The following is a 25,195-nucleotide window of genomic DNA, read 5'->3' as shown; positions in this document are numbered from 1 at the left end:
ACGTCGTCGCGCCATACGGTGCGGTGACTCCGGGGACTGCGGCCGGCGTCTGCTTCGATCCGGCGCGCCGGACGACTGTCGATGGTGGAACGGACGACCCTGCCGGGGCGGCCGACGCCGCGATACGAGCGCCTGCGTGTCCGCCCAGCTTCCTGCCTCGGTTCCTGTCTGAGTGCTCGGCTGGTGAGGGTTGGCTGGCAATGGGTCATCAGGCGCCCCGATCGTCGCCGACAGCAGCTGCGGCTGCGATGAGGGCGTGGTTGAGGCGGCGGGCACAGACCACCCGGTGCACGATCTGGCTCGCGGCGAACATGGCCAGGAACTCGTCCCGGGCACCGCTCACCGCACCGGCGGCGTCAGTGTCGGCGCCGAGGTGCAGGTCGGCGGCGTCGATGACTGCGACGGCTTCGTCGGTCCGGCCGCACGCGAGCAGCATGCTCGCGACGTGCAACGCCATCGGCTCCGACACCGGGTCGGCCGGGTCGTGGCGGGTGCTCCACTGCTGCCAGGCGGCGATGGCGTCCCGGATCGCTTCACCGCACCGGCCCATGTCGTGCAGGTGCGCGGCGAGGGTGATCCGGGCTTCCAGGTGAGCGTCGACGTCACCACGGTCCAGATGCAACTGGATCACGTCGCGCCGCAACGCGTATGCCTCGCTGTGCTGGTCACGGCTGGCCAGGACCAGCGCGAGCGTCTCGGTCGCCTCAAGGGCCGTCGAATGGTCGATGCCGTACAGGGCGCGGGCCGCCCGGTAGGCGTAGCGGGCCCACGCGACATCATCCGCCACCGGGCCGGACGACGCCCCTGAGGTAGCCACGGGCGCCGGGTCGGGTGCCGGGTCGACAGCACGGGCGTACAGGACGGCTGCTCTGATCAGCAGGTGATCCGGGCATGCAGTGGCCGGGTCGACGCCGCCGAGCGGGCCGGCGAGCAACTCGACGACGTAGGCGTCGTCGCCGCCGTGCTCGGCCAGGTCCGCGGCGATGCAGACCGCCGTCATCCAGTCGATGGTGACTGACGTCAGTGTCGGCGGGCCGTCTACCGCGGGGCTGCCGGGCGGTGCGCCGCCCGCGCTGTCGCGGGTTGAGCGTTGCTGCGTCATCGGTGGCAGTCGCTTCCGGGAGGTGTGGTGGTTGGACGGTGACAGCGGCTGAGGTTGCTGAAGTGCCGCCAGGCTCCGGTCGCGTGGTCGTAGAACGCCGGAACGGCGCACCGGCCGTCACAGCCGCTCACGTCCAGCGGCAGCAGCGCAGCGGCGCCAGTGGGTGTGCCGGCAAGAGCGTGCAGCACACGGATGAAGGTGTCCTCGAACCCGGTGGCGCCGGGCGGCGGCAGCGTGCTGGCGGCGAGGGACCCGTCGTCGGGCCCTTGCTGGTGGCGTACACAGCTCGATCGGCTGCCGCCGGCCTCAGCGGCGGCAGGTGTCCGGCAGGCGCCGGGTCGGGTCATCGGCGTCATAGCTCACCGCTGCTGGTGATGGTGATGTGCTCGGCCGGGCATGGGGTGTCCAGGGCGGCGCAGTGCCGGGCGAGGGCCGCCGAGGTCAGCGACGCGGTCGACGCGCGGACTCGGACATGGGCGCGGGGTACACCGCCGGCGTCGGGCACGACATGCACAGCGTGGGAGGCGACGCCAGGGTGCGCGTTGAGCGTCTGCTGCAGCGCGGCCACGCGGACCTTCGCCGTATCCGCCGGCCCGGCGGAGGTTCGGTAGTGCCGGGCCCGGTCCAGGCGGCGCAGCGTGAGCCGGCCGTCGCCGTCGATGGTGCCGATGTCGCCGCTGGTGCGCCACTGCGCGGCCGGTGTGCACGGCTGGTCGGCGCGGTGCGCGGTGGCGCCGCTGCTGCTGGACGCCTCGATCAGCCCAGCCATGCCAGGCGGCGTCGGCTGGCCGGCCGGGTCGACGGTCCGCAGCAGCACGCCGGGCAGCGGGGTCAGCGTGGCCGGGTCCCCGCCGGGTGTGCTGAGCGCGCCGTCGTAGACCGGGGCGTGATACCAGGTGGTGACGGCGGCGCCGGTGTGCGCGGTGAGCGCGGCGAGGTAGCCGACGTTGATCGCCGGGACCGCCGCGGGCACGACGATCCGGTGCAGGGTGCGGACGGCGACATCGAGCCAGCCAGGCAGATCCTCCTGCTGCTGGATCAAACCCACCATCTGCCCGGGAGCGAGGACGGCCCAGTCTGCGCCGGTCTCCACGACGGTGGCCAGCCAGTCCTGCGGGCTGAACTGCGGCCGCAGCACGACCGTCCCGCCGAGCATCAGCTGCCGCACCGCAGTGTCGAACACCGCCGCAGCCGACAGGGGCGCGCACAGCAGCGCGGTGCCACCGGCGGCAAGGCCGAGCGCGTCGCCGACGCGGGGGTTCGTTGGTGGTTCGCCGCCGGCAACATAGAGCCGCTGGCCGCCGGGTTCGGTGTGCAGGTGCGCCCGCCACGGCTGGCACCAGTGCCCAATCTTGTCGACCTGAAGCACCAGCGGGTCGAGCATCGTCATGCGGGTGGCAGCCGGAACCGGCATCGGGATACCGCCGGCGAGCCAGATGCCGAGGGCCGTCGTGATCGTCGCGGCATAGGGCCGGGCCGGCACCGGACGTACCGTCCGGTCGGATCGGTACTGTGTGACGTACTCATAGCCTGCATGCCACAGTTCGGCGAACGTCACGACCCGGTGCGCGTCGATGACCGCGAGCCGATCGCCGTCGAGGACGGCGAGATCGCGCAAGCGGGCAAGGATGTCCTGGACGGTCGTCGACGCCGCTGCCGCTGCGAACGATGTGCTGCTCATCGCATTGATCACGACCGGCTCCCAGCACGGGTAAGCGGCGTGGTGCCGGACGGGGCGACGACAGCCGGTGCCGCGGCAGACAGGTCCGGAAGGGGATCTGCCGATGCAGCGATGCGGCCACAAGACCTGTCGTAGGCGTACGTGAGCAGAGCGCTCAGCTGCAATGCCGGCGCGCCCAGCCATAGACCGACACACGGCACAGCAACGCGCGTTCCGCGGCCGATGGCGGTCATCGGCCGGCCGCCAAGTCGTGCACCACGGCCGGCCACACCGATGGCCACACCGATGGCCGAAGCGCCGGCCACACGGCTGGCCACACGGACCGCCACGTGTTCGCCGCGACAGTGACAGGCCAACCACGTTGCCAAGCTCCACGATCCAGGACACCTGCCAGTGGGCTGCCGTGGACCGCCGCCCTGAGGTACGTGGAAAGGCCCGACGGCCAGATGTCGTCATCGGCGCGCCACAGCGTGATCAGCGCCGCGAACAGCAGCACCGTGAGCACCGCAGCGACGCCAGCGACGCCAGCGACGACGGTCAGACGGCGTTGCGCACCGGAAGAGGGTTCCCAGTTGGCGGTCACGGCAAGTCGGGCGATACAGGCCCGGGTTCTGGCCGCCGAGCTGCCGAGGCGCACCTCGTACGGGGTCAGCTGCAGGGCTGTGCCGAGGTCGGCCGTTGACACGGGCTCCTCATCCGGCCCGGGCAGCACACCTAGCACCGGGGCTAGCACCGGGGCGCGGAGCCGCTGCACGTCCTCATTCGGGGCACCGCGTACGGCACTCATCCGCGCCTCGCCCACACGAGTGACCGTCGCGCGCACTGCCCGCTGGTCATGACCCGATCACCGCGGCGACCAGGTCGGCGTGCTGCGTCTCGGGGCGGTGAACACGAAGCCCGAAGGTGAGGGCGACTGCGGCAACGCCCTCGACGGTCGTTGCCATCACCAAGCCCGCGTGTCCCAGTTTGGCCAGGGAGTTCTGTAGCCCGACCGGATGCCGGTGGGCACGCAGGGCGTACCGGCGGAGACTGTCGCGGTCGGTGAGCGCGATGGGCGCCCCGCCGGATCCCGGTATCGGTCGGGCGACGGCGGCGAGCTGGTCGGCCACCGGCCCAAAATGGGAGCTGTGCTGCTGCCAGACGCGGCTGCACCACGCGGCCAGGTACGCGGCCGGGTCACGGTCCGGATCCGGGCGCCCGTCGCTGGTCAGCCGATCCGGGGCGAGCGCGGTCGCCAGGTCGACATCGTGCAGGACGAGCCGGCAGCCGCGTCCATGACCGGCGCCCAGAGGCTGGCACATCCATCCGGTCCCGCCGTCCTCGACCGAATCCTGGACAGGGTCCTGGACACGGTTCCGGGCGGGGTCGACGTGAACGAGTTGCCCGGCTCGGACGCTGAACAGCGTCGCGCCGACCGCATCGGCGGGCGCGCGGACAGCATCAACCTTGTCCAGGATCCGGGTAGGTGCTCGCAGGGTCAGCATGCGATCGCGTCCTCAAGCTGGTCGGCGTCAGGGTTTGGGTTTGGGTCAGACGAGCATTGATCGGGTGCGTGCTGGTCGGACTGGTGCCGGTTGGTGGTGTTGCGGCGATCGGTCAGGTACTCACTGGCGAAGCGCTGGTAGACCTTGAATCGTTTGCCGGGCATGCAGATGACATGCGTCCAGCCGTCGTCCGGCGCCGGCAACGGCCAGCGCGCCCGCAGCTGCTCCGACGGTGCCGGCAGGACCACGGTGAAACCGAGCGGATGCCGCCAGGCGGGCACGTCCGCCGCCGTGAACAGCTCCACCAGCGCGGCCGCGTTACGTCGGCAGGTAGCGGCCCGTTCGCGCAGCCCGGTGATGCCGAAGCCGCGTAGAGCGGCTTGCATGAGCAGCGGGGTGTGCCCAGACCGTGACCCAGCCGGGGTCAGGTCCGGGGCGCCGGTGTAGGTGGGTGTCTCGTCCGCGGCCGGGCACCGGTCGGTGCGCAGCAGCACAACGCCGCACGGCGTGGGGACGCCGAGGTACTTGTGGCCGGAGATGTTGAGGCTGTCGGCACCGTCGGCGAAGTCGAACCCCGGCCGATCGGCTGGGTCCAGCATGGCCAGGGGAACGCCGGCCAGGGCAGCGTCGGCATGCACCCACCGCCGGTCCACGCGGACGCCGGCAGCATCGAGCGCGGCGTGGACGGCCGGGACGTCATCAACGGCCTCGACCATGGTGGTCCCAATAGTCGCCACCACCACGACCGCCGCACCTGCCGGACGCTGCGCCACCAGTTCGGTGAGCGCAGCGACGTCCATCACCCCGTCCAGGCCGGCCGGAACCAGCTGCAGTCGCATGCACAGCTCGTCCGCGACCTTCGCCACACAGGTATGCGCCGCAGCCGACGCGTACACGACGACCCGGCGGCGGAACCGGCGGCGGGCCTGCAGCAGCGCGGCCTTCACCGCCTCAGTGCTGCCACTGGTCACGAACCCGGTCACCAGCTCGGGCGGGCACCGGAACATGGCGCCGAGCTCCCGGATGAGCTGTTGCTCCAATCCCAGGGTGTGCCCGGAGAACCCGGTGGTCGGCGCGAACGGGTGCCCAACATTGTTGAGGGTGACGTCGAACAGGCGCAACAGCGTCGAGACGTCGAAGTCGACGGCGTTCGGGTAGCCGATGTCGAACTCGGCCCCGGCTAGCCACCTGCGGTGCAGGCCCCGCACGTCGGCGAGGGTCAGCGGCCCGGCAGTCATCAGCGCCACGCCGGCCACCCCCAGTAGACGGTCCGGGTCAGCTCGGCCAGGAAATGCCACACGTACGCGGTCGGGTCGGTGGGCCAGATGTCGTTCAGCGCAAGCTTGGACTCCCACGGCAGATACGGCGGACGGCCGTCGGGATTGAGCGACGTGCTGGCCTGCCGTTCGATGCGGTGATACTCCTTGCCGGCGTGTCGCATGACCCTGATCCGGCCGCCGTCGGTGAACTGGATCAGAACCTCGCTGGGCACGTCGTCGCCGGAACCAATCCGGCCCTGCAGCCGCTTCCACGGCCCGTAGACACTGGTGTCCAACGTCGACAGCGCCACCCCCAGGAACTCCGGCCGTCGCCGCAGATCCTGCTCCGTCCACCCCTCATCGACCTGGTTCGTCAACGCCGCCCGCACATCGAACGCCGGGCCCTGCTTTCGCCAGCCGCGGTACACGAGCAGCGCCATTTCCCGCAGCACCGCCGCCGGGTCAGCGACCCGTTCGCTCAAATGCCACGTCCGCACGTCAGCGCGCAACGCGAACCGCAGCAGCCCCTGATATTCGAACGGCACCGCGAACAGCAACACCACCAGCGTCGGGCTCACCGGCTTGCTGTACCGCAGCCGCCACGCCGCCTCAGCATGGTTCGACGTGATGTCGGACAGGCGGCGGACCACCGCCCACCGCAGATCAGCCACCGCCGGCCGCTCATCCGGGTCCAGCTCCCCGTCCGGGCGGCGCGGCACCGCACCGCCCAGGTCCGGCGAAGGAGGTCGAAGATCGAACGGATGCCGCGGCCACGGCATCCCCACCAGCTGCGGCCCCGGCGGCACCTCGCCCTCCGGCACCTGCTCATCCGGCGTCACCTGACCGGGCGCAGACTGAGCAGAACCAGACTGGGCAGACGCGGGTGCCGCACCCACTGGGACGCCCCCGCCAGGCACCGGCCCTGGGTACTGCTGCGGGGATGCCAACACCTCGCTGACGTAAGGCCGTACGTCTCGGTCACCGCGCCGCGCGGGCAGCTGCCCGGTCCCGTCACGTTCGCCGCTGTCATGACCTCGGCCCATAGCTGCGCCGTGCTCCGTCCCGCCGGAATGCCGATCCGGGCGCTCACCGTCGCGGGTCGCCGGATGAAACCACGCTGGCTCCGTACCGGCCGACGCGGTACCGCGGGCCCCACCGATCGTCGGCTGCTGGGCGGTCGCGTCCGGATCGGCGGCGGGCCGGACGAGATACAACTGACGCCGGGCCGGCTGCTGCGCGGAGGTCGGATCATCGCCGGGATAAGGCTGCGGGTGATTAGACACGGAAACCCACCTGCTGATCCGGGACCACGACCTCGTCCGGGCGGCCCATCCCGACCGCGGCATACCGGTCCGGCCACAACCGCCGCACCCGACGCGCATACCAGAACCCGGCCACAATCGTGACCAGCACCAGCAGCGGGATCACCGCCTGCAACCCGACGCTCGTCACCCCGAGCAACGCCGACTGGTTGACCACGATCACCGCCACCAAGGCGCTGCCGACGATCGCGCCCAGCACCGGACCCGCGGTCCGCACGATCAGCGGATCACGGCGACCACCGCCGCCCTTACGGAAGTAGAACACCGTCGCGATCGACACCCCGACCAGCGTCACCAGCACCCCGACCGCAGCACCGGACGACAACCAGATGAACATCCCACCGATCGGATCCACCCGCAGCAACGCACAGACACCAATCACCGCCAGCGCGATCCCGCTCTGCAGCAGCGACGCCGGCGCCGTCGCCCCCGCCATGCACCCGCCGAGACGACCGACGTCGGCAAGCCAGGCCGGGATCACCCCCTCCCGGGCGATCGCGTGCACGTACCGGCCGATCACCTGATGAAACGACAACGCCGAGATGAAGAAGCTGGTCAGCATCAGCAGCTGCGCCAACGCCACCATCCCGCCGCCGTAGCCAGCCGCGACGATCGTGAACGGAAACCCGCTGTGGCCGGCGTTGCGGGCCTCCCCGACGATCTGGTCCGGGCCGGTCCACACCGGCAACGCCCACGCCATCGCGCAGTACAGCACCGGCAACACCAGCAACGTCACCGCCGTCGCGTGCACCATCGTCTTGTCGGTCCGGCCCTCCTCCGCATACGCCGCCCCGCTCTCCACCCCCACGAACGCAGCCACAGTCAGCGCGAAGACCCCACCGACCATCGCCCGCTGATCCCACAACGCCCCGACCGTCATCGGCGCCGTGCTGACCTGCCCGTCGTGCGGATGCGTGAACGCGGCCAGGATCACCGCGCCGATCATCACCAGCTCAGCCACGCCGACGACCGCGATGAACACCTTGCCGAGCGAGAAGTTCGCCAACCCGAACACCGCCACCAGCACCCACGCCGCCAACGCCCAGCCCGTCCAATGCCCGACACCGGTCAGCTCGGCAGTGGTCGCGCCGAACAGGCCGTACAACGAGATCTGGATCGCGTTCGTCGCCGCGAACATCAGCACCCCACCCGCGATCCCCCAGCTCGGGCCGAGACCCAGCCCCAGGAACGCGTACGCGGGCGCGGCATTGCCCTCGCGGTTCGTCATCGCCAGGTAGCCGACCATCAACAACGCCAGAGCACCGCCGACGATCAAGAACGCAAGGGGGGTACCGAGCACTCCCGTGGTGGCATACGTGTTGACGACACCACCGACCAGCACCGCCATCGGTGACGTCGCACCCACCATGAACTGCCATGCGTTGAAACCGTTGATGTGTCGACGGATCAGCCCTGCTGCACGCATGCCTGCCCACCTCCCGACATCCCGTACAGCGGCGCCGCCGTCGGACAGTCCAGCGCCGGGCAGGGCTGCCGATGCGAGAGGAACTCTGACCACGTCATCGGCGCCACCGTCACCGCGAGCGGCCGCAATGGACCACGCCGCCAGAACCTCTGCACGCTCGCCGCGCAGCGTTGCGCCTTTGGCAGAGTCGTGGCGAACCGTACGAAGTCATGGCTGACCGACCTGCCAACGACGGCAGGCCAGTCGATCCGCACCGCGAAGCCGGACGCCCCCGACCCTGGCCGTGGCGACCCGTTCAGTTGATGAACCAGACGGCGCACAATCTTGAACCTCGACGAGTGCATCGTCGCTCGCATCTGCAACCTCCCCAGGTAGATGTCGACGGCCAATACCGCGAGCGGCTGTTGTCGAGCAGCGGTGCGGCACCGGACACGTTCGACCGTTACTTCTGAGCTGTCGTGTGCAGCTGGACGACTCAATCCGAGCTCCGCCGAGCACTGCTTCAACAGCTCCATGCGATTCCCGCTGCCACAGTCGGGTGCGGTGAGATCCGCTGAACACATCCAGGGCCCTCGACGATGTGATGTGGACACCGACTACCCCCGCCCGCCTCAGTCACTGCTCATCCGGAGCACCGCAACCTGCCGAGCGGATTCGTCCATCGAAAGCCTCCCCATGAGTTCGATCGACGAGTGATCCGACAGGCACGGCGTCTCCGCGCGTCCTTACGCGCGTCCAGTCAGCGCGTTTGATGTTGCAGTGGATCCGGATCTGGCCGCTGCCTCAGCCACCGCTGCGACAGCGACCAGATGTCCCTGAGTTACCATCAGCGCACGAACCTCGCCGAGTTCGAACACCGGTGATCAATTCATTTCCATCATCGTTCAGCGGAAATGTTCAGCTATATAAATTTGCGCATGATCAAACATGCGCAACATGTATGGAGACGTTGGCTGCCGTATCCTCAGGGGTGCTAAAGCCAGACCTACGCGTCCTTGAATCCGTTGCGACGGTTCGGGTATGGCGCGTATCCACAGCGTGTATATGCCGTCTATGCTCCATTGACGTACCGCTGACCTCGACACAGACGGGAGTCGACCGCATGACCTCACCGGAACCGCACCGGTGCGCGCAATGCAGCACCCCGCTCGCGCGAGACAACCGCGGACCCTGGTGCAGCATGTGCGCCGCCGCCACCGAGCTGCGCCAGCAGCCGCCGACGCTCCCCGCGCCGTTCTGGGACCACTTCGACATCCGCGCCGCCGCCGAGGCACGACACATGGGCAAGCTCATCGCCGCCTACCGCCGCCACCCCCACCACGGCCGGGCCATCGCCCAGGACACCATGGCGGCCTGGGCCGGCCTCACTCAGGCACAGATCAGCCGACTCGAACGCGGCCGACCCGAACGCCACCTCGACCGACTCGCCTTCTGGGCCGACCTGCTGCACATGCCGCCAGCACTACGCTGGTTCGACATCCCAAGCCCGACCCCGTCCCTAGGCCGCCCTGACGGTGATCAACCACACGACCCCACCGACCCCAACGGCCCCACCAACAATCACCACCAGATCGACAGCCAGCCAGACACCCCGATATTCGATTCGATCGAGGTGATTGAGCGTCGACGAAGTCGAGCGATCGCCACCAACATTGACGAAGTCGTACTGACACACATCGAAGCAGAGATTTGCCACATCGTCGCGGTTTACGAACAACACTCGCCACTGGAATTGGCGCCACGAATTCGCAACCTTCGTGCGAGAGCGCTGAGCTTGTTGGAGGAGCGGCAGCTCCCGCGGCAGCGTGAGCGACTGTATGCGGCTGCGGCACGCCTCTCTGGCGTTCACGGCGTCATTGCGATGGACGTGGGTCGGTTCACGGTCGCTAGCCACTACGGTGCAGAGGCGTTTGCGTTTGCCGAGGCGATCCGACAGCCTGACGTGCAGGCGTGGGTGCGGGCGGGTCAGAGTCTCATCGCGTACTACTCCGGGAAGTATGACGATGCGCTCGCCTTCGCCCGTGATGGTCTAGCTCGTTCGCCCTATGGTCCGCAAGCTGTCCGCCTCGCGATCAATGGTCAGGCCCGTGCTCTTGCCCGGCTCGGCGATAGCCGGGGAGTTGACGTTGCTGTTGAGCATGGACTCGCTGCATTGCCCAGCGCTGACAGCACCGTCAGTCCGAGCCTCTCTCTTGATACGTACTGCGAGGCACGAGGTGCGGCCAACGCAGCCACGGCGTATCTGTTGCTTGGACGGCATGCGGAGGCCAAGGCCCATGCGCATCACTCCCTGGCCGCGTTCGATCGTGCCGAACTCCACGGTCCCCGTGCGCTCAGCCGGCTCGACCTGGCGACCGCGGAGCTTCAACGCCCCGCGAGGGATGTCGACCTCGAGTATGCGTGCGCGAACGCCGTCGAGGCGTTGACCTTGACGGCCGATCATGCCTTCGAATCTGTGACGCTACGCGCCAGCGAGTTTCTGGCAACGGCGAAACAGTGGTCCGGACACGCTGCCGTCCGGCAGGTGACTGGCCTTCTTGAGCAACGAAGCCCGAGAGCGGTGTCGGCCATACCATCTACGCCATGACGACTGCTGAGCGGGAAAGCCTCGACACACGCTGGCGCGCCTACCGGAACCTTCCGGCATTGCGCAATCACTGGTATTGGCGGCCAGGTTGGAGCCCCGAGCGACGGTTCTACACCTGGCACATCACCTTCGCCGGCCAGACCGCTCTGGAACAGCTCGTGTCCGACGTTCAGCGTCACCTCCGCCGGCCCGGCCTCGATCTCGTTCCGCTTGAAGGTCTACACCTCACCGCTCAAGGCGTCGGCTTCACCGACGAGGTGTCCGACGGCGATCTCGCGGCCATCATCAAGGGCGTCACCGAGCAGTGCGCGCGCCTTCGACCATTCGACCTGTCTCTCGGGCCACTCGACCCGGACGCGGAAGGCATCGGCCTGCTGATCCAGCCGTGGGCACCCGTCATCGATCTGCGCTCAGCGATCCGCTCCGGTATCGCGCAGGTGTGGCCTGTCGTGCCCGAGCCCGCAGACGGATTCAGGCCCCACGTGACCGTGGCGTACAGCGGCGCTGACGTGCCACCGAACGATGCGATCACGGCCATCGAACCGCTCCGCGAGCGTGAACCCGCCATCGTCCGCATTGCCGCGGTACAGCTCATCACGCTTCGGCGCGCCGACCGGGCCTACGTGTGGGAGACCGTCCACACGGCGCCGCTCGGCGCCTGTGCCTAACGTTCGCGGGGTTCGCGTGCCAGCGGTCGTCGGGATCCGAGTTGTTAATGGTCGCCTGGCGTGCGCGGTGGACAGCGAAGATGTCACCGCGCTCTTGCGTGCCAGCGACGCGACCGGCGCCGAGCGTCTGCACGCCCTGCGTGAGCAGCTGCGTCCGTGGGATACTCACCGGCCGTTCAGGTCTTCGACGAGCGATTGGGTGCGCTGACTTCATGACGAGCCGTGTTCAGCCCAACCCGATCCGCGCCGTGTACTTCGATGTCGGCGAGACCCTGATCGACGAGGCGACCGAGTACGGAACGTGGGCGGATTGGCTCGGCGTTCCTCGGCACACGTTCTCCGCCGTCTTCGGGCAGGTCATCGCCCAAGGCCGTGACTACCGCGAGGTCTTCCAGCATTTCCAGCCCGGCTTCGACCTCGCCGCCGAGCGTCGCCGCCGTGCTGAAACCGGCCTCGCAGAGCACTTCAACGGCCGGGACCTCTACCCGGATGTCCGTGCGTGCCTGACTGGCCTGCGAGCGGCCGGGTACTTCGTCGGTGTCGCCGGCAACCAGACAGCGCGCGCGGGGCGGCTGCTGCACGAGCTCAACCTCGACGTCGATCTGATCGCCACCTCAGATGACTGGGGCGCTGAGAAGCCCTCCGCGGCGTTCTTCGACGCGCTGATCGCGTCGGCCGGCTGCCCAGCCGCCGAGATTGTTTACGTCGGTGACCGCCTCGACAACGACATCCTTCCGGCACGGCAGGCTGGCCTCACGACGGTGTTCATCCGTCGCGGCCCGTGGGGGTACTTCTACGCCAACCAGTCAGAGGTCGAGCAGGCGCACATCCGTATCGACTCCCTCGCCGAGCTGCCCATGCGGCTGAAAGACATCGCCAGCCGGTAGGCGCAGGCCTCGCCGCCCTCTTCCCAAGTGGCGTGCCTTGGCATGGACGGTAACCTCGCCGACAGCTCGGCCGAGTCGCGGACACCGTCGCGGTGGTGCCCCTCGGGCTTGAGGAATTCTCGTTCCAGCCTTCATACGCGACGCGTATGTCGATCATGCGTAGGCTGGCATAGCCATCTGCCGCAAGCGGGCGATGATGAATGGGAACCAGGCAAATGCGGTGATCCGACCGGTGTCGCAGGCTCAGAAGAGCTGAGCGAAACGCGGTCCTTGTGCCAGCACCATCGACCCGTGCGGTGTACAACGCCCTTCACGTTGCCCACCGGCCGTGAGGTGGCGCTGCCGTACCTGACCGCAGCCGGGTTGCTGTGGCAGTCGCGATCAAAGGGGCACTAAAGGTGGCATCGAGCAGCAGCACGTCCGCCGCGGACAGTCGAACAGACCGGCTTCGTAACGTCCTGGTCGACGAACTGCTTGCCATGGGCAAGATCACTTCATCCCGGGTCGAGGCGGCGTTCCGGACGGTGCCTCGCCACGCGTTCGTCCCTGCGGGTACGCCGCTGGAAGACGTATACCACGTCGACAAGTCCGTGATCACGAAGACGGACGAGCACGGGGCACACCTGTCGTCGGTGAGCGCCACCTATATCCAGGCGCGCATGATCGAGCAGGCCGGTGTGGACGCCGGGATGCGTGTCCTCGAGGTCGGCTCGGGTGGCTACAACGCGGCGCTGCTGGCAGAAGTGGTCGGCGCCGCCGGCGCGGTCGTCTCCGTGGACATCGACGCCGACATCACCGAACGCGCTACCGCGTTGCTCGAAGCGGCAGGCTACGGAGATCGGGTCACGGTGGCGCAGGCCGATGCGTCGCTCGGCGTTCCCGACGCGGGCATATTCGACCGGATCCTCGTGACCGCCGGCGCGTGGGACCTTCCGGCGGCGCTGCTGGAGCATCTCGCGCCGGACGGCGTGATCGTGGTGCCGCTGCGGATGAACGGGGTGACCCGCACGATCGCGTTCCGCCACGCCGCCGATCATCTCGTCAGCACATCAACGGAGCTGGCGGGGTTCGTGCCGATGCAGGGCGTCGGCGCCCGTCCGGAGCGGATCTTCCGCCTTCCCGACGGCAAAGGACGGCACGTCAGCCTGCGCTTCGACACCGGCGCACCGCAGGACATCCACCTGCTCGACGGGGTCCTGGCTGCCGAGAGGACGGCGGTGTGGTCGAGCGTGGCGGTCGCCGGCAGCGAATCCTTCGCCGACGTGTACCTGTGGTTCGCCGGGTTTCTGCCCGGCTTCTGCCTGCTGGCCGCCGATGCAGGCACGGACCTGCACGGCGAGCGGGACTGGTTTCCGTTCGGCGTCGTGCGTGGTGATTCGTTTGCCTACTTCGCGTTCCGCCCGGCCGCCGTTGAAGGCAGGTCCGAACTCGGTGCCCGAGCCTACGGCGCACACGGTGCTGAGGCGGCGACCGCGATGGTGGAGCAGATCCGGGCGTGGGACCGGCACGCCCGCGGCGGGCCAGAACCGACGTTCGCGTTCTGGCCGACCGGCACCGCTCCCGATGCCGTCGTCGGTGATGTCGCGGTGCTGGACAAGACCAGCGGCCGGCTCACGATCTCCTGGCCGACGGCGAGCTAGCCGCCGAGGGCCAGGTGAACCAACCCCCTCTGGATCCACCGACGCGAGGAGTGTGAACCGATGACCGTGCTGGTGCACCCTGGCCGTACCGCGGCCGACGCACCCGGCTTCGCCAGCGGCATGCTGGCGACGACTCCCCTGTACCCGGACCTCAACGGCGAGTCCGGGTTCAGCGAGGACGACTTCGAGCTGGACATGACGGTCGTGGAATCGACCACGCCGCTGGTGCAGATGATGTGCAGCACGAGCGACGGCTGCGGCAGCAGCTGTTCGACGAGCGCCTGCACGACGAAGGCGAGCGACCCGCTCTAAAGCACCACCGCTGCCGCCACCACCGCTCGACGTTGCCGCCGACGCCCCTTCCGGGCGTCGGCGGCAACGGCCCTGCCCATGGCAAGGAGGTGCCCCCGTGCCAGCACGTTCCGTATTTCGGCACACCGGTGTGGTCTTGGTTCGCGCCACGACTGTCGGCGGCGAGCTCGACATGCCCAAAGATATGGATCTGTCCGACGACACCGCGGTCGCCGTCGACGGTGCGGCCTGGCTCGCGAAGATCTGGGACCGCCCCGACGTACGGGACGCTGTCGAAATCGCCAGCCCTGGCCTCGCCGCACAGATCTACCGGATCGTCGAACGGTGCGGTGTCACCGAGGTCAAACAACTCCGCGGCGCCATCGTCTCCCTCACCGGGTACCTGTTGCGTTGGCAGCAGCGGGCCACACCGTTCGGGCTGTTCGCCGGTGTAGCACTCGCGGCCACCGGACCCGCAGGCGCCACATTCGGCGCGCATCACCACGTCGTCGCCGCCGTCGACTACGACTGGCTGTCCACCGTGATCACCCGTCTTGAGCAGCACCCGGACCTGCGGCGGCGACTCATGGTCGTCGCTGACAACACCGGCGTCGTCCGGGGCGGCCGATACGTGACGTCCCGTCGGATCGGTCCAGAGGTAGCAGGCGCGACGGTGCCGCTGCGGGAGGCGTCAGTACGTCACACCGCCCCCGTTCGGGCCGTCTTGGCGCTGGCGAGCGCCCCGATCCGGCTCGACGGCCTTGCCGCCGCACTCGCTGGCCGGCTTCCGGCCGCGCCCGCTGCTCGGATCGATGCGCTGCTCGAGGCGCTGCTCGACCAGGGCGCGTTGATCACGAACCTGCGCCCGCCGATGACCGTCGTCGACGGGTTGACCCACGTCATCGACACGGTGACCGCCGCCGGCGGCCAGACCGTCGCCGAGGTGGGCGAACTGTTGCGTGATCTGGTCTCCGTGCGTGACCTCCTCAGCCAGCACAACGCCAGCCGCGACCCAGCCGACCAGTCCGCCCTCCGAGCCATGGCGATCCAGCGGATGCGGGCTGTGTCGTCGAGCGGTCGGCACGTGCTGTCGGTGGACACCCGGCTCGATGCCCATATTCGACTCCCTGACGCGGTGCTCACCGAAGCGGTCATGGCGGCGAACGTGCTGCTGCGGCTCAGCACGAAACCGTTCGGGTCGACCGCGTGGCAGGACTACCGGACACGCTTCCGTGCCCGGTACGGCCCTGGAGCGCTGGTGCCGGTCCGCGACCTGGTGGCCGACTCAGGGCTGGGATTTCCCACCGGGTTTCTCGGCGCGCCGAGAGCGCATCCGAGCTGGCGTGGGATCACCGAACGCGACGCGGTGTTCCTGGCCCTGGTACAGCAGGCACTCCTGGACGGCCGGGACCAGATCAGCCTGACCGACACCGACATTGCGGCACTCACGGTCGGCGACCCGGCTGAGGTAATTCCACCGGCGCGGGTTGAGCTCGGCGTGACGGTGCAGGCCACGTCCATCGGCGCGCTGGACCGCGGCGAGTTCCGGTTGCGGTTCGCCGCAGCACCCGGCGCGCCGACCAGCATGGCCGGCAGATTCATCGCGCTGTTCGACGACCCTGACCGCGCCCGGCTCGCCGCCGCCTGCGCACCGACAGCATCGGACCCCTCGGCGGTGCCGGTGCAGCTGTCGTTCCCGCCGCGCCGAGTCCGCAACGAGAACGTCACGCGAGTCCCGCAGCTGCTGCCGGACGTCGTGAGCTTGGCCGAGCATCCCACCAACAGCCCCTCCGACAGCTCTATCGGGCTCGACGACCTGGCCGTCACCGCGGACACCGACCAGATGTACCTGGTGCAGGTCTCCACCGGCCGCCGCGTCGTTGTGCACATCCCGCACGCGCTGGACACCGTCGTGCAGAGCCCGCCGCTGGCCAGGTTCCTCGCGGAGGTCGGCGACGCACGGACCGCGGTGTTCGGTCCCTTCGACCCGGGCGCCGCGCGTGTACTGCCATACCTGCCCCGGATCCGGTACCGCCGCACGACCCTCGCCGCGGCCCGCTGGCTGCTGACCACCACCGATCTGCAGACCCAGCCGACGGCCGGCCAGGCCCCCGATCAGACCACCGGCCAGCCCGGCCTGCGTGAGGGTGCGGACAGCGGTTGGGACGCAGCGCTGGCTCGGTGGCAGCGCCGCTGGCGAGTCCCGGCTCGGGTGGTGTGCTACCACGGCGAAAGCCGCCAACCGCTGAATCTTGACCAGCGCCTCGACCGGGCGTTGCTGCGCAGCCAGCTCGCAAACGCCGGACGCGTCGAGCTCCACGAAGACGCCGACGTCGAGCAGCAAGGCTGGATCGGCCGCCCCGCCGAATTCCTGATCCCACTGACCAGCCAAGCACCGGCCCGCCGGACCCTGCCGCCGCTCGCCCAGCCGGCCCGCACCCAGCTGCCCGGCCAGGGCACCATCATCCAAGCACGGCTGGCCGGCAACCCGGCACGGTTCGACGATCTCGTCCGGCGCCTCCCGGCGCTCACCGGCCCGCTCCATGACCTGGCATCACGGTGGTGGATTCGCCGGCAGCGTGACCTGGTCCGGCACGACGCCGACCAGCACCTCGTCATCGTGGCCCGGCTGCGAACTGCGGAACATCATGCGGCCGTCGCCGCAGCGCTGGCCCAGTTCAGCGCCGACGCGACCGCCGACGGTCTGCCCGGCATGCAGTCGCTCGTCCCCTACACCGACCACCCTGGCCGCTACGGCACCGAATTGGCGCTCGAAGCAGCGGAAGAGGTCTTCGCCGCGGACACCGCCTGTGTCATCGCCCAAATCACCGCCGCCGAGGCGGACGTACCGGCGCAGGCGCTGGCCGCCGCGTCCATGGCGCGCCTCGCCGCCGCGTTCGCCGACGACGACATATCCGGACACCAGGCACTGCTGCGATGTCTGCCGCAGCAACACGGACCCCTCGACCGAACCCTGCTCGACCGGACACTGCAGATCGCAGAGTCGCCACCACAGTCACCAACCGCAACGACCCCCACGGTTGGGGACACCTGGCACGTGCGCGACAGCGCCCTGCGGAACTACTTCGCCATCCTGGCCACACAACGGGACCCGGCCAGTGTGCTGCCGACCCTGCTGCGCGACCACCACGCCCGCGCGCTCGGCATCGAACCCTCCTTCGAACAGACCACCAACCGCCTCGCGCGTGCCATCGCGCTGCGCGCCATCGCCCGGATCACCGCGTGATGACCGTCTCAGCAGGCCAGACGAGTGCGAGCGGCGCGAGCCGCACCGACCGACCGGTGATCTGCGAACCCGATGCGATCCGTCAATCGCTGGCCTCCGGACACGTCGGGATCGCCCTGCTGGAGCTGGAGCGAGCCCGGGCCGGCACCGCAGCCTGGGCATCGGCGCACGCCGCGATCCGCGCGGCAACGACCGGCCCGGCCGACGGTGGCGCGCATACCGGCCTCTTCTACGGCGCGCCGGCGTTGGCGTTCCTGCTCGGCCAGGCCGCCCAAGCCGACGACCGCTACCACACAGCCGCAGCCACCCTCGACACACACCTGGCCCGGATCACTCAACACCGTCTCACCGACGCCACCGCCCGCATCCGACATGGCGGCACCGCCTCCTTCGCGGAATACGACCTGCTGTATGGCCTCACCGGACTCGGCGCCCTGCTGCTGCAGCGCATGCCCGGCAGCGACCTCATCCCGGACCTGCTGCGCTATCTGATCGAGCTGACCCGACCGCAGGACCTTGACGGGTTGCGGCTGCCTGGCTGGTGGGTCAACCACGATCCGGACCCGACACTGCCGACACCAGGCGGTCACGCCAACCTCGGCATGGCGCACGGCGCCGCCGGCATCCTCGCCCTCCTCGCCAGCGCACACCGCCGCGGCCACACCGTGGACGGCCACCTCGACGCCATCCGTCGCCTCACCCGCGTGTTCGACCGCTGGCGGCAAGACGACGCCGGCACCGTCGACCCGTGGTGGCCGCAGTGGCTCACCCTCGACGACCTCGACACCGGCCACACCCACCAACCCGAACCAAACCAACCGTCCTGGTGCTACGGCACGCCCGGCATCGCCCGTGCATTGCAACTCGCCGCCATCGCCACCGACGAACACAGCCGACGCGTCGACGCCGAACAAATCCTCGCCGACTGCCTCACCGACGCCAGCGTCGCTCGACTCACCGGCCCCGGACTCTGCCACGGCCTGGCCGGGCTGTTCCAAACCGCATACCGAGCCGCCGCCGACGCAACCACCGACACCATCGCCGAACGTCTCCCCAACCTCGCTGAAGCCGTCACCCGCGCGGCAGCAGCGGCTGACGGCCACACCGGATTGCTCACCGGCCACACCGGGATCGCCCTCGCCGCCGAAACCGCAGCCCACGGCACGCCCACCACCGGATGGGACACATGCCTGCTGATCACCTAACCACCGCGCATCAGGCGACGCCCGCCTGCACCCCACCGACAACGATGGCCGCCGCCGCCCGAGCCCTCCTGACCGGCAGGCCGCTACCGGAGACCGCCGCCGCCTTCGGCATCGCCACGCAGGAACTCACCGACGCCGCCGACGTCTACCACGCGGCCGGGCTCGCCGCCCTGCAGGACCACGCCACCCGAACCTGGCACCAAGTGCGCGTCCTGTTCACCGACTGGCACCACGCCGAACACATCGCCGCGACACGGCTCGGCCCCATGCTCGACCGCCTCGTAGAAGCAGGCGCGGCCAGCGGCTGGTGGTTCCTGCGCAAACACCCGCACTGGCGGCTCCGCTTCGCCGACCCGGACCCCGCCATGATCGAACGCGCCCTCGACGACCTCGTCGCTGCCGGCATCGTGGCCGGCTGGCGGGCCGGCGTCTATGAGGCGGAGACCTTCGCGTTCGGCGGACCAGCCGCGATGCGCATCGTGCACGAACTGTTCTGCGCCGACAGCCACGGCACCCTGGACTACGTGCGCCACCCCAACCCGACCCTCGGCCGGCGCGAACTGTCGCTCGTTCTGCTCGGCACGCTGCTGCACCACGCCGGACTCGACTGGTTCGAGACCGGTGATGTCTTCGCCAAAGTCGCCCAGATCCGCCCGATCACCGACATCGAGCCCGACCGGCTGGCACCGCTGACCAGCAAGACCCGCGCCCTGATCGCCACCGCCCACGAAACCGGTGCCCAACTGTTCGGCAGCGACGGAACCGTCCCGTTCGCCGCCCCCTGGCACGTAGCGCACACCGCCGCTGGACAACAACTCCGGCGCGCCGCGGACACCGGCAACCTCGCCCGCGGACTACGAACCGTCCTCAGCCACATTGTGATCTTCCACTGGAACCGGCTCGGGCTGACCGCCAGCACCCAAGGCGTCCTCGCCCGCGCAGCCGTCGAAGCGTTCCTACCCAGGAGCTGACCCATGGACGAAGCCGCCATCCACGCCGCCGCGCGCCGGTTCCCGCTCCTCGGCCGGCCACGACCAGCGTGCCCCGCCCTGCCCGACCGCATCGCCGAAGTCCGCACCCTCGCAGCCACCGCCGCGACCAATGACGGCGACACGATGAACACCGCGGCCCAAGCCCTGAACAAGGCGGCACTGATCGCCAGCGACTGCGGCCTGCCCGACCTCGCCCACGAATGGTGCTGGCATCACATCAACACCTACCGCACCGCAAGACCACTGACCGTCCTGCAGGCGGGCTACCTGCTCGAGCCGGTGCTGAACCTCGCCCGACTGCAGGTCCGCGCCGACGAAGGCAGCCCCGCCCTGCACCTGCTCAACGCGATATACCAAGCCGCCACCCTCGGCGCCGCCTTCGTCGTCGACGACCAGACCATCAGCCTGAACGGCCTCAGCGGCAGCCGCGACGAACGGCGGCAACTCATCCGCTGGACCTGGCTACAACTGCTCAACGAAGGCATCCGCATCCACGCCATGTCCGGACGCTGGGACGAAGCCGTCACCCACGCCAACGCCCTCAACGGCATCGGCCTCCACCTCATGGAAGGACGCCAAGCGGCGATCATCAACGAGTTGCTACACCACCGCAGCGAGGTCGGGCGCGAAACGCTGCGCACCAGCACACTGACCGAACCGTGGGAGCAGCACGTCGGCTCATGCCTCGCCGTCATGTGCGCCACACCCGATACCGCGGCCACCGCCGCGACGACCATGATCGAGCGCTTCCTCGCACACGATCCCTTACCCGGCTACGCGCACTTCCGCGCGAGATGGACGGCAACCGTCGTCACGCTGCTGTCGCCCTACGACAAAGCGGCGGCGGCAGCCACGTTACGCCGAGCCGCGGACGAGGTTCTTGCGTCGCCAGACGGCTACGCGGCCCGAGAACTTCTTGGAGCTTGCGCCGCTACACGAATCGACGAAGCGCGGCACAACGCACTCACGACCATCCTCACCAGCACCAATTTGAGCAGCGGAATGCCGGCCGACTCTCGACAAACGCTGAACGCAGCGGTCCAGCAAGCCGCGACCGCCCTGCGCAAGATCGTTCAGTAGGGAACCATGGCCATCAGGCTGCCGAAACATGATCATCGGTCGACCGTTTCGGACGACGACTCGTCTCGCCGAACCGATCCCGGCACTCGCTAGACCGCTCGCGAGGTGTTCCCGATGTACGCAGGTTCCGACCGGACACGACTGTGAGGATATTGGTGTGTCGCCTCGGAGCCTCGGTCTGACCCGCGGTACGACAGGCCGGAAACGTGCGTGCCTTGAGTTTGATCTGTCGACCGGGGCTCCAAGGTGGCGCGCTGCCACCGGACCGGCTGACGTGTCTCAATAGGAGCCTTGCTGCGAAGGGTCCGTTGCGTTGAGCGTGTCCTGGTCAGACAGGCTTGAGCGGTGAAGGACTCGAACCGCCGGCGTCCGGCCCTGCCACCACGGTCGGCGTTCGCCGGATTCAGGTTCCCGCCGGACGTGATCGTGGTCGCCGTCCGGCTCCACCTGCGCTACAACCTCTCCTACCGCGACGTCGAAGAACTCCTCATCGAGCGGGGCGCCTGGTCCACCGTTCCGAAAAGGGATCCGGCGGGTGACGGCCGGTGGACGGCATCTGACCGGTTGTGGATTTCAGTGCTGTTGAAGACCCATCAGGGTGGGGCGGCAGAGGCGATTCGATCTCGGTGGCCGGGCTTGCGTCAGGCTGGGGGCCGGGTGCCCGCCCGGTGTTGCCCGGCGGTGGCGCCGCCTCGCCGGCTACGCCGCCCGGTTCTGCAGCGGAGCCGGTGCACTCATCTGGTCGTATCACCAGTAGATAAGAAGCCGATGGCAGTGCGTCTGATCTTGCTCGAGATTGGCCGGGCAAACATGTGCCGCCGTGATCAATCTTCTCGGCTGGCGACTGCTCGGCCCGACAGGTAAGGCTTCCCTATGGTCGTAGTCAATGTTGCCCGCACTCGTTGGCGGCTGATCGGGGCCGGACCTGCGTAGTGTCCCCTGCCCGGTCTGATCTGTCCGCCCCGATGGGTCGTGGATCCAGGACGTTTCGTGGATTCGATGGACTGTTCGCGCACTTAGCCGACGTGCAAGGGTGGTTCCTCCAGGGGACACCACAGGTGACCATCAATATGGCTGCCGCATTTTCATCTGCAGTCGCTTCAGATCGGGCGGGAGGAAAGTGTGGGGTCGGATTCGTTCAACGAAGTCGTCGCTCTCATCGGTGAAGCCGAGAAATCTAGCGACGTCGATACGCTTGTTCGGGCTACCGACATGGCCCGCGAGTTGGCGTCACGGTACCTGTCAGGTGGCCCTGGCTGGACTCAGGCGCAGGTCGAATTAGGTCGCTGCCTGGCGCTGATCTACCGGCTGTCCGGCGACCGTCGCGCCTTGGACGAGCTGATCGACGTCCTTCGCCGCGCGGTGGCCGCGGGCTCACCGACGTACGTGTCGGTCGCGAGTGCGTGGAACAACCTTGGTAACGCCTTCGCCGACCTGTATCTCGACTTCGGCGACGTCTCCGGGCTGGCCGAGGCCGAGGCGTCGTTCCGGGCGGCGCTGGCTGTTCCGGCCCTGGAGGAGTTGCAGCGCCCCGTGGTAGTCGCTGGCCTGTCCGACGTTATTCTCCAGCAGGCCAGCGACGGAAGCGACAGCTCCGGGCTCGCCCGGGTGCGCGATGCAGTGACACTCATCCGGGACGAGGTACGCCGGATGCCCGCGTGGCACCCCGCATACCCGACTGTCGGCGGAAACCTGGCGCGGCTCCTGGTGAAGGTCTACGAGTCCACATCGGACCATGGCGCGCTGGCGGAAGCCGAGCACGCTCTCCGTGATGCACTGGAGAAGTCCGCGCTGCCGATCGACAAGGCTGCGACGGCGGGTCAACTATGCCGGGTCCTTCACCTTCGGTGGGGCGTCACCGGCGACGACCGGTTGTTCGAGGACTCGGTCCGCGCCGGCAGGGACGCCGTCCGCAACGCCCCGCAGGGATTTTCGTCCAGGCCTGCCTACCTCCACGAACTGGCGACCCTTTACGCCGACAAGTATCTGCACGCTGGCGACGCGTCCTCGCTCGACCTGGCGGTGGATTTCTACCGGGAGGCGTTGGAGTCGATCGACGACGGCGCGGTCAACTACTCCACCATGGTGGAGGGTCTCGCCGAGACATTGATGTACACCTACCACGCCGTGGGTGACGAACGGGCGCTGGACGAGTCGATCGTCCTGCGTCGGGTCGCTGTCGACAAAGCCATGACCGCCGACCATCGCGCGATCGCAGGAACGAACCTCGCGGCCAGCCTGACAACGAAGTGCCGGGTTATCCGCGACGGCGCTCTTCTCGATAAGGCGCGGCGCAAGCTGCATGCGAAACTGCTCGATGAGGCGCAGGGCTACCAGCATGCGGCACTGCAGACTATCGCGATCGGCGATCCGCAGCGGTACGTGGCGCTGAGCGTCATGGGTAACATTCATTACGAGCGATTCCTCGGTACGCGCGACCCGGCGTGGATGGACGAGGCGGAGCCGTGGTTCCGGCAGGCCGTTGATGCGGCCGTGGTCGGGCCGGACAAGGCGCGTTCCTTCGCCGACCTGGGCCAGCTGCTGGGTGAGCGTTTTGACTTGAACTCCGACATAACCACAGGGTTTGCCGCAGTCGACGCGCTCCGGAAAGCCCTGGACCTGATGCCGGCCGAGGCGCGCGACCGCGACACCGCGATGATCAACCTTGCCGGCACGCTGATCAAGATCGGCCGGAATGGCGAGGCGATTGACCTGCTCCGGGAGACCGCCTACTTGCCCACCGCGGCCCCGCGAGCCGCAGCGGCGGCGGCGCGATGGGCCGGGCGTCTGTGTGCGCGTCGCGGCGACGCGCACGGCGCGCTCGGTTTGTACCAGCGTGCTGTAAACCTGCTGCCGAAGGTGGCGCCGCGGGGTCTCACCCGTGCGGACCGAGAACGCGGGCTCGGCGACCTGACCGGCGTGGCCGGCGGGGCCGCTGCGGCTGCCATCGAGGTCGGCGACGTCGCGGAAGCGCTGGTCATGGTCGAGACGGCGCGGGGAATCCTGTTGTCGCAGGCGCTCGAGCTTCGCGACAGCCGCGACAACCTACGTACCGCGGCTCCGGAACTCGCCGACCGGTTCGAGACCGTCCGTCGGGCACTGAACATGGAACCGTCGCCGGTCACCGGGCCGGAGACGCATGCGCGCGCCAACGCGCTGGCCGGGCACAGCGCATTGGCTGGCGAGTTGGACTGCGTGCTGGCCGACATCCGCCGGATCGACGGCTTCGCAGGCTTCCTCGGTCCTCGCGCCATCGAGTCGATCGTCAACGATGCTGGCCAGGGATCGGTGGTCGTCCTAGTCCTAGGTACGCTGCGCGCGCACGCGATCATCCTTCAGGCCGGCGAATACCGCGCCGTCGCGTTGCCGAACGTGACCACGGACAGCCTCCCCCAACGGACCGAAGCCTTCCTCGAAGCCCAGGGCGTCGCGACGAGTGACCACGTATCGGCGGCACAGCGCCTGGCGGCTGAGGAGAAGCTCCACGACGGGCTGGTATGGCTGTGGGACAACGTCGCCGCACCTGTGCTCGGGCACTGCGGACCGCGCGTGTGGTGGGTACCGACGGGGCTCTTCGCGCTCCTGCCGATCCACGCCGCCGGCCGGCATCGCGAACCCGGTCGCCGCACGGTCGTGGACCAGGTCGTCTCGTCCTACGCACCGACCGTGGCGGCCCTGGGGCGAGCACGCCGCAGCCCTGTCGTCACAACTTCCTCGGGCACGCTCGTCGTGGCCGTACCGGAGGTGCCCAGCCAGCCGCCGCTCGCCTTCGCCCGCGGCGAGGCCCGTCGCGTGGCTGTGCTCGCACCCGGCGCACGACTGCTGGAAGGCCCGGACGCCACGCGTGCGGCCGTGTTACGTCGGCTGCCTGGCATCCGGCACTTTCACTACTCCGGCCATGCGGCCAGTTCGCTGCTGGACGGCGCGTCGGCCCGCCTCCTGCCCCACGACTGGCAAGTCGCCCCGCTGACCGCCACCGACGTCGCGGAACTGTCTCTGCACGGCGCCGATCTCGCCTTCCTCGGCGGCTGCGACACCGCCCTCAACGGCATCAAGCTCGCCGACGAAGCCGTCACCATCCTCGCCGCGTTCCACCTGGCCGGTTTCCGCCACGTCATCGGCGGTCTCTGGGCGCTGGACGACGAGCAGAACGCCACCGTCGCGGAACAGGTCTGGCAACACGTCGGCAGGCACGGCACCGCCGACGTCGCACGGGCGTTGAACGACGCCGTGGTCGCACTGCGCGACCGGTGGATCAATTATCCCTCGATCTGGGCGGGCTACCAGCATGTCGGACCGTAGCAGCATTCCAAATCTCGTCGAC

18 protein-coding genes and 1 pseudogene are annotated in these 25,195 nt (G+C 68.9%); 11 read left to right on the top strand and 8 right to left on the bottom strand.

The features are described from left to right. Nucleotides 1-208: 208 nt before the first annotated feature. The 8 genes from ACFPIJ_RS57990 to ACFPIJ_RS57955 all read right to left on the bottom strand — a co-directional run bounded on the left by ACFPIJ_RS57990 (nucleotide 209) and on the right by ACFPIJ_RS57955 (nucleotide 8,789). Complete coding sequence (locus ACFPIJ_RS57990) at nucleotides 209-1,000, bottom strand: hypothetical protein (RefSeq protein ID WP_380128131.1); 792 nt, start codon at nucleotides 998-1,000, stop codon at nucleotides 209-211. Between the two features lie 454 nt (nucleotides 1,001-1,454). Beyond that, entirely contained in the window at nucleotides 1,455-2,783 is a 1,329-nt protein-coding gene (locus tag ACFPIJ_RS57985; RefSeq protein WP_380128130.1) for a class I adenylate-forming enzyme family protein, read from the bottom strand. Between the two features lie 229 nt (nucleotides 2,784-3,012). Further along, entirely contained in the window at nucleotides 3,013-3,585 is a 573-nt protein-coding gene (locus ACFPIJ_RS57980) for a hypothetical protein (RefSeq protein WP_380128129.1), read from the bottom strand. A gap of 31 nt (nucleotides 3,586-3,616) precedes the next feature. Further along, nucleotides 3,617-4,267 carry a hypothetical protein gene (locus ACFPIJ_RS57975; protein ID WP_380128128.1) on the bottom strand — a complete coding sequence of 217 codons (651 nt, stop codon included), beginning with the start codon at nucleotides 4,265-4,267 and terminating at the stop codon, nucleotides 3,617-3,619. Then, nucleotides 4,261-5,505: an aminotransferase class V-fold PLP-dependent enzyme gene (locus ACFPIJ_RS57970; RefSeq protein ID WP_380128146.1), complete on the bottom strand. Its 1,245-nt coding sequence runs from the start codon at nucleotides 5,503-5,505 to the stop codon at nucleotides 4,261-4,263. Before ACFPIJ_RS57970 ends, ACFPIJ_RS57975 begins: the two co-directional genes overlap by 7 nt. Then, nucleotides 5,505-6,365 carry a hypothetical protein gene (locus ACFPIJ_RS57965; RefSeq protein ID WP_380128127.1) on the bottom strand — a complete coding sequence of 287 codons (861 nt, stop codon included), beginning with the start codon at nucleotides 6,363-6,365 and terminating at the stop codon, nucleotides 5,505-5,507. Before ACFPIJ_RS57965 ends, ACFPIJ_RS57970 begins: the two co-directional genes overlap by 1 nt. A gap of 436 nt (nucleotides 6,366-6,801) precedes the next feature. Beyond that, on the bottom strand, nucleotides 6,802-8,274 hold the full coding sequence (locus ACFPIJ_RS57960) for an APC family permease (RefSeq protein ID WP_380128126.1): 1,473 nt from the start codon (nucleotides 8,272-8,274) through the stop codon (nucleotides 6,802-6,804). Beyond that, nucleotides 8,256-8,789 carry a hypothetical protein gene (locus ACFPIJ_RS57955; RefSeq protein WP_380128125.1) on the bottom strand — a complete coding sequence of 178 codons (534 nt, stop codon included), beginning with the start codon at nucleotides 8,787-8,789 and terminating at the stop codon, nucleotides 8,256-8,258. Before ACFPIJ_RS57955 ends, ACFPIJ_RS57960 begins: the two co-directional genes overlap by 19 nt. A 665-nt stretch (nucleotides 8,790-9,454) precedes the next feature. Between ACFPIJ_RS57955 and ACFPIJ_RS57950 the strand changes: the two genes are divergently transcribed. The 11 genes and pseudogenes from ACFPIJ_RS57950 (at nucleotide 9,455) to ACFPIJ_RS57900 (ending at nucleotide 25,173) form a co-directional block, all read left to right on the top strand. Next, nucleotides 9,455-10,861 (top strand): helix-turn-helix domain-containing protein, encoded by a 1,407-nt coding sequence (locus ACFPIJ_RS57950; RefSeq protein WP_380128124.1) that lies wholly within the window; start codon nucleotides 9,455-9,457, stop codon nucleotides 10,859-10,861. Then, nucleotides 10,858-11,529 (top strand): 2'-5' RNA ligase family protein, encoded by a 672-nt coding sequence (locus ACFPIJ_RS57945; protein ID WP_380128123.1) that lies wholly within the window; start codon nucleotides 10,858-10,860, stop codon nucleotides 11,527-11,529. Before ACFPIJ_RS57950 ends, ACFPIJ_RS57945 begins: the two co-directional genes overlap by 4 nt. A 212-nt stretch (nucleotides 11,530-11,741) precedes the next feature. Beyond that, complete coding sequence (locus ACFPIJ_RS57940) at nucleotides 11,742-12,416, top strand: HAD family hydrolase (RefSeq protein ID WP_380128145.1); 675 nt, start codon at nucleotides 11,742-11,744, stop codon at nucleotides 12,414-12,416. 368 nt (nucleotides 12,417-12,784) lie between these two features. Beyond that, entirely contained in the window at nucleotides 12,785-14,056 is a 1,272-nt protein-coding gene (gene fxlM, locus ACFPIJ_RS57935) for a methyltransferase, FxLD system (protein ID WP_380128122.1), read from the top strand. A 60-nt stretch (nucleotides 14,057-14,116) separates the two neighbouring features. Further along, complete coding sequence (locus ACFPIJ_RS57930) at nucleotides 14,117-14,368, top strand: FxLD family lanthipeptide (RefSeq protein WP_380128121.1); 252 nt, start codon at nucleotides 14,117-14,119, stop codon at nucleotides 14,366-14,368. 172 nt (nucleotides 14,369-14,540) lie between these two features. Next, a complete protein-coding gene (locus tag ACFPIJ_RS57925; protein WP_380128120.1) occupies nucleotides 14,541-17,594 on the top strand; it encodes a lantibiotic dehydratase in 3,054 nt (1,017 codons plus the stop codon). Beyond that, a complete protein-coding gene (locus tag ACFPIJ_RS57920; protein ID WP_380128119.1) occupies nucleotides 17,594-18,799 on the top strand; it encodes a lanthionine synthetase C family protein in 1,206 nt (401 codons plus the stop codon). Before ACFPIJ_RS57925 ends, ACFPIJ_RS57920 begins: the two co-directional genes overlap by 1 nt. After that, nucleotides 18,781-19,770 carry a thiopeptide-type bacteriocin biosynthesis protein gene (locus ACFPIJ_RS57915; protein ID WP_380128118.1) on the top strand — a complete coding sequence of 330 codons (990 nt, stop codon included), beginning with the start codon at nucleotides 18,781-18,783 and terminating at the stop codon, nucleotides 19,768-19,770. Before ACFPIJ_RS57920 ends, ACFPIJ_RS57915 begins: the two co-directional genes overlap by 19 nt. Nucleotides 19,771-19,773: 3 nt before the next feature. Beyond that, entirely contained in the window at nucleotides 19,774-20,871 is a 1,098-nt protein-coding gene (locus ACFPIJ_RS57910) for a hypothetical protein (protein WP_380128117.1), read from the top strand. Between the two features lie 375 nt (nucleotides 20,872-21,246). Beyond that, nucleotides 21,247-21,372, top strand: a pseudogene (locus ACFPIJ_RS57905) (IS6 family transposase); the annotation flags it as partial. A 621-nt stretch (nucleotides 21,373-21,993) separates the two neighbouring features. Then, nucleotides 21,994-25,173: a CHAT domain-containing tetratricopeptide repeat protein gene (locus ACFPIJ_RS57900; RefSeq protein WP_380128116.1), complete on the top strand. Its 3,180-nt coding sequence runs from the start codon at nucleotides 21,994-21,996 to the stop codon at nucleotides 25,171-25,173. Nucleotides 25,174-25,195: the final 22 nt, after the last annotated feature.

It is taken from the genome of Dactylosporangium cerinum, from assembly GCF_042653625.1.
Classification (GTDB): domain Bacteria; phylum Actinomycetota; class Actinomycetes; order Mycobacteriales; family Micromonosporaceae; genus Dactylosporangium; species Dactylosporangium cerinum.
Note: the sequence above shows the minus strand (reverse complement) of the source record. Positions and strands in the feature narration are given on the sequence as shown.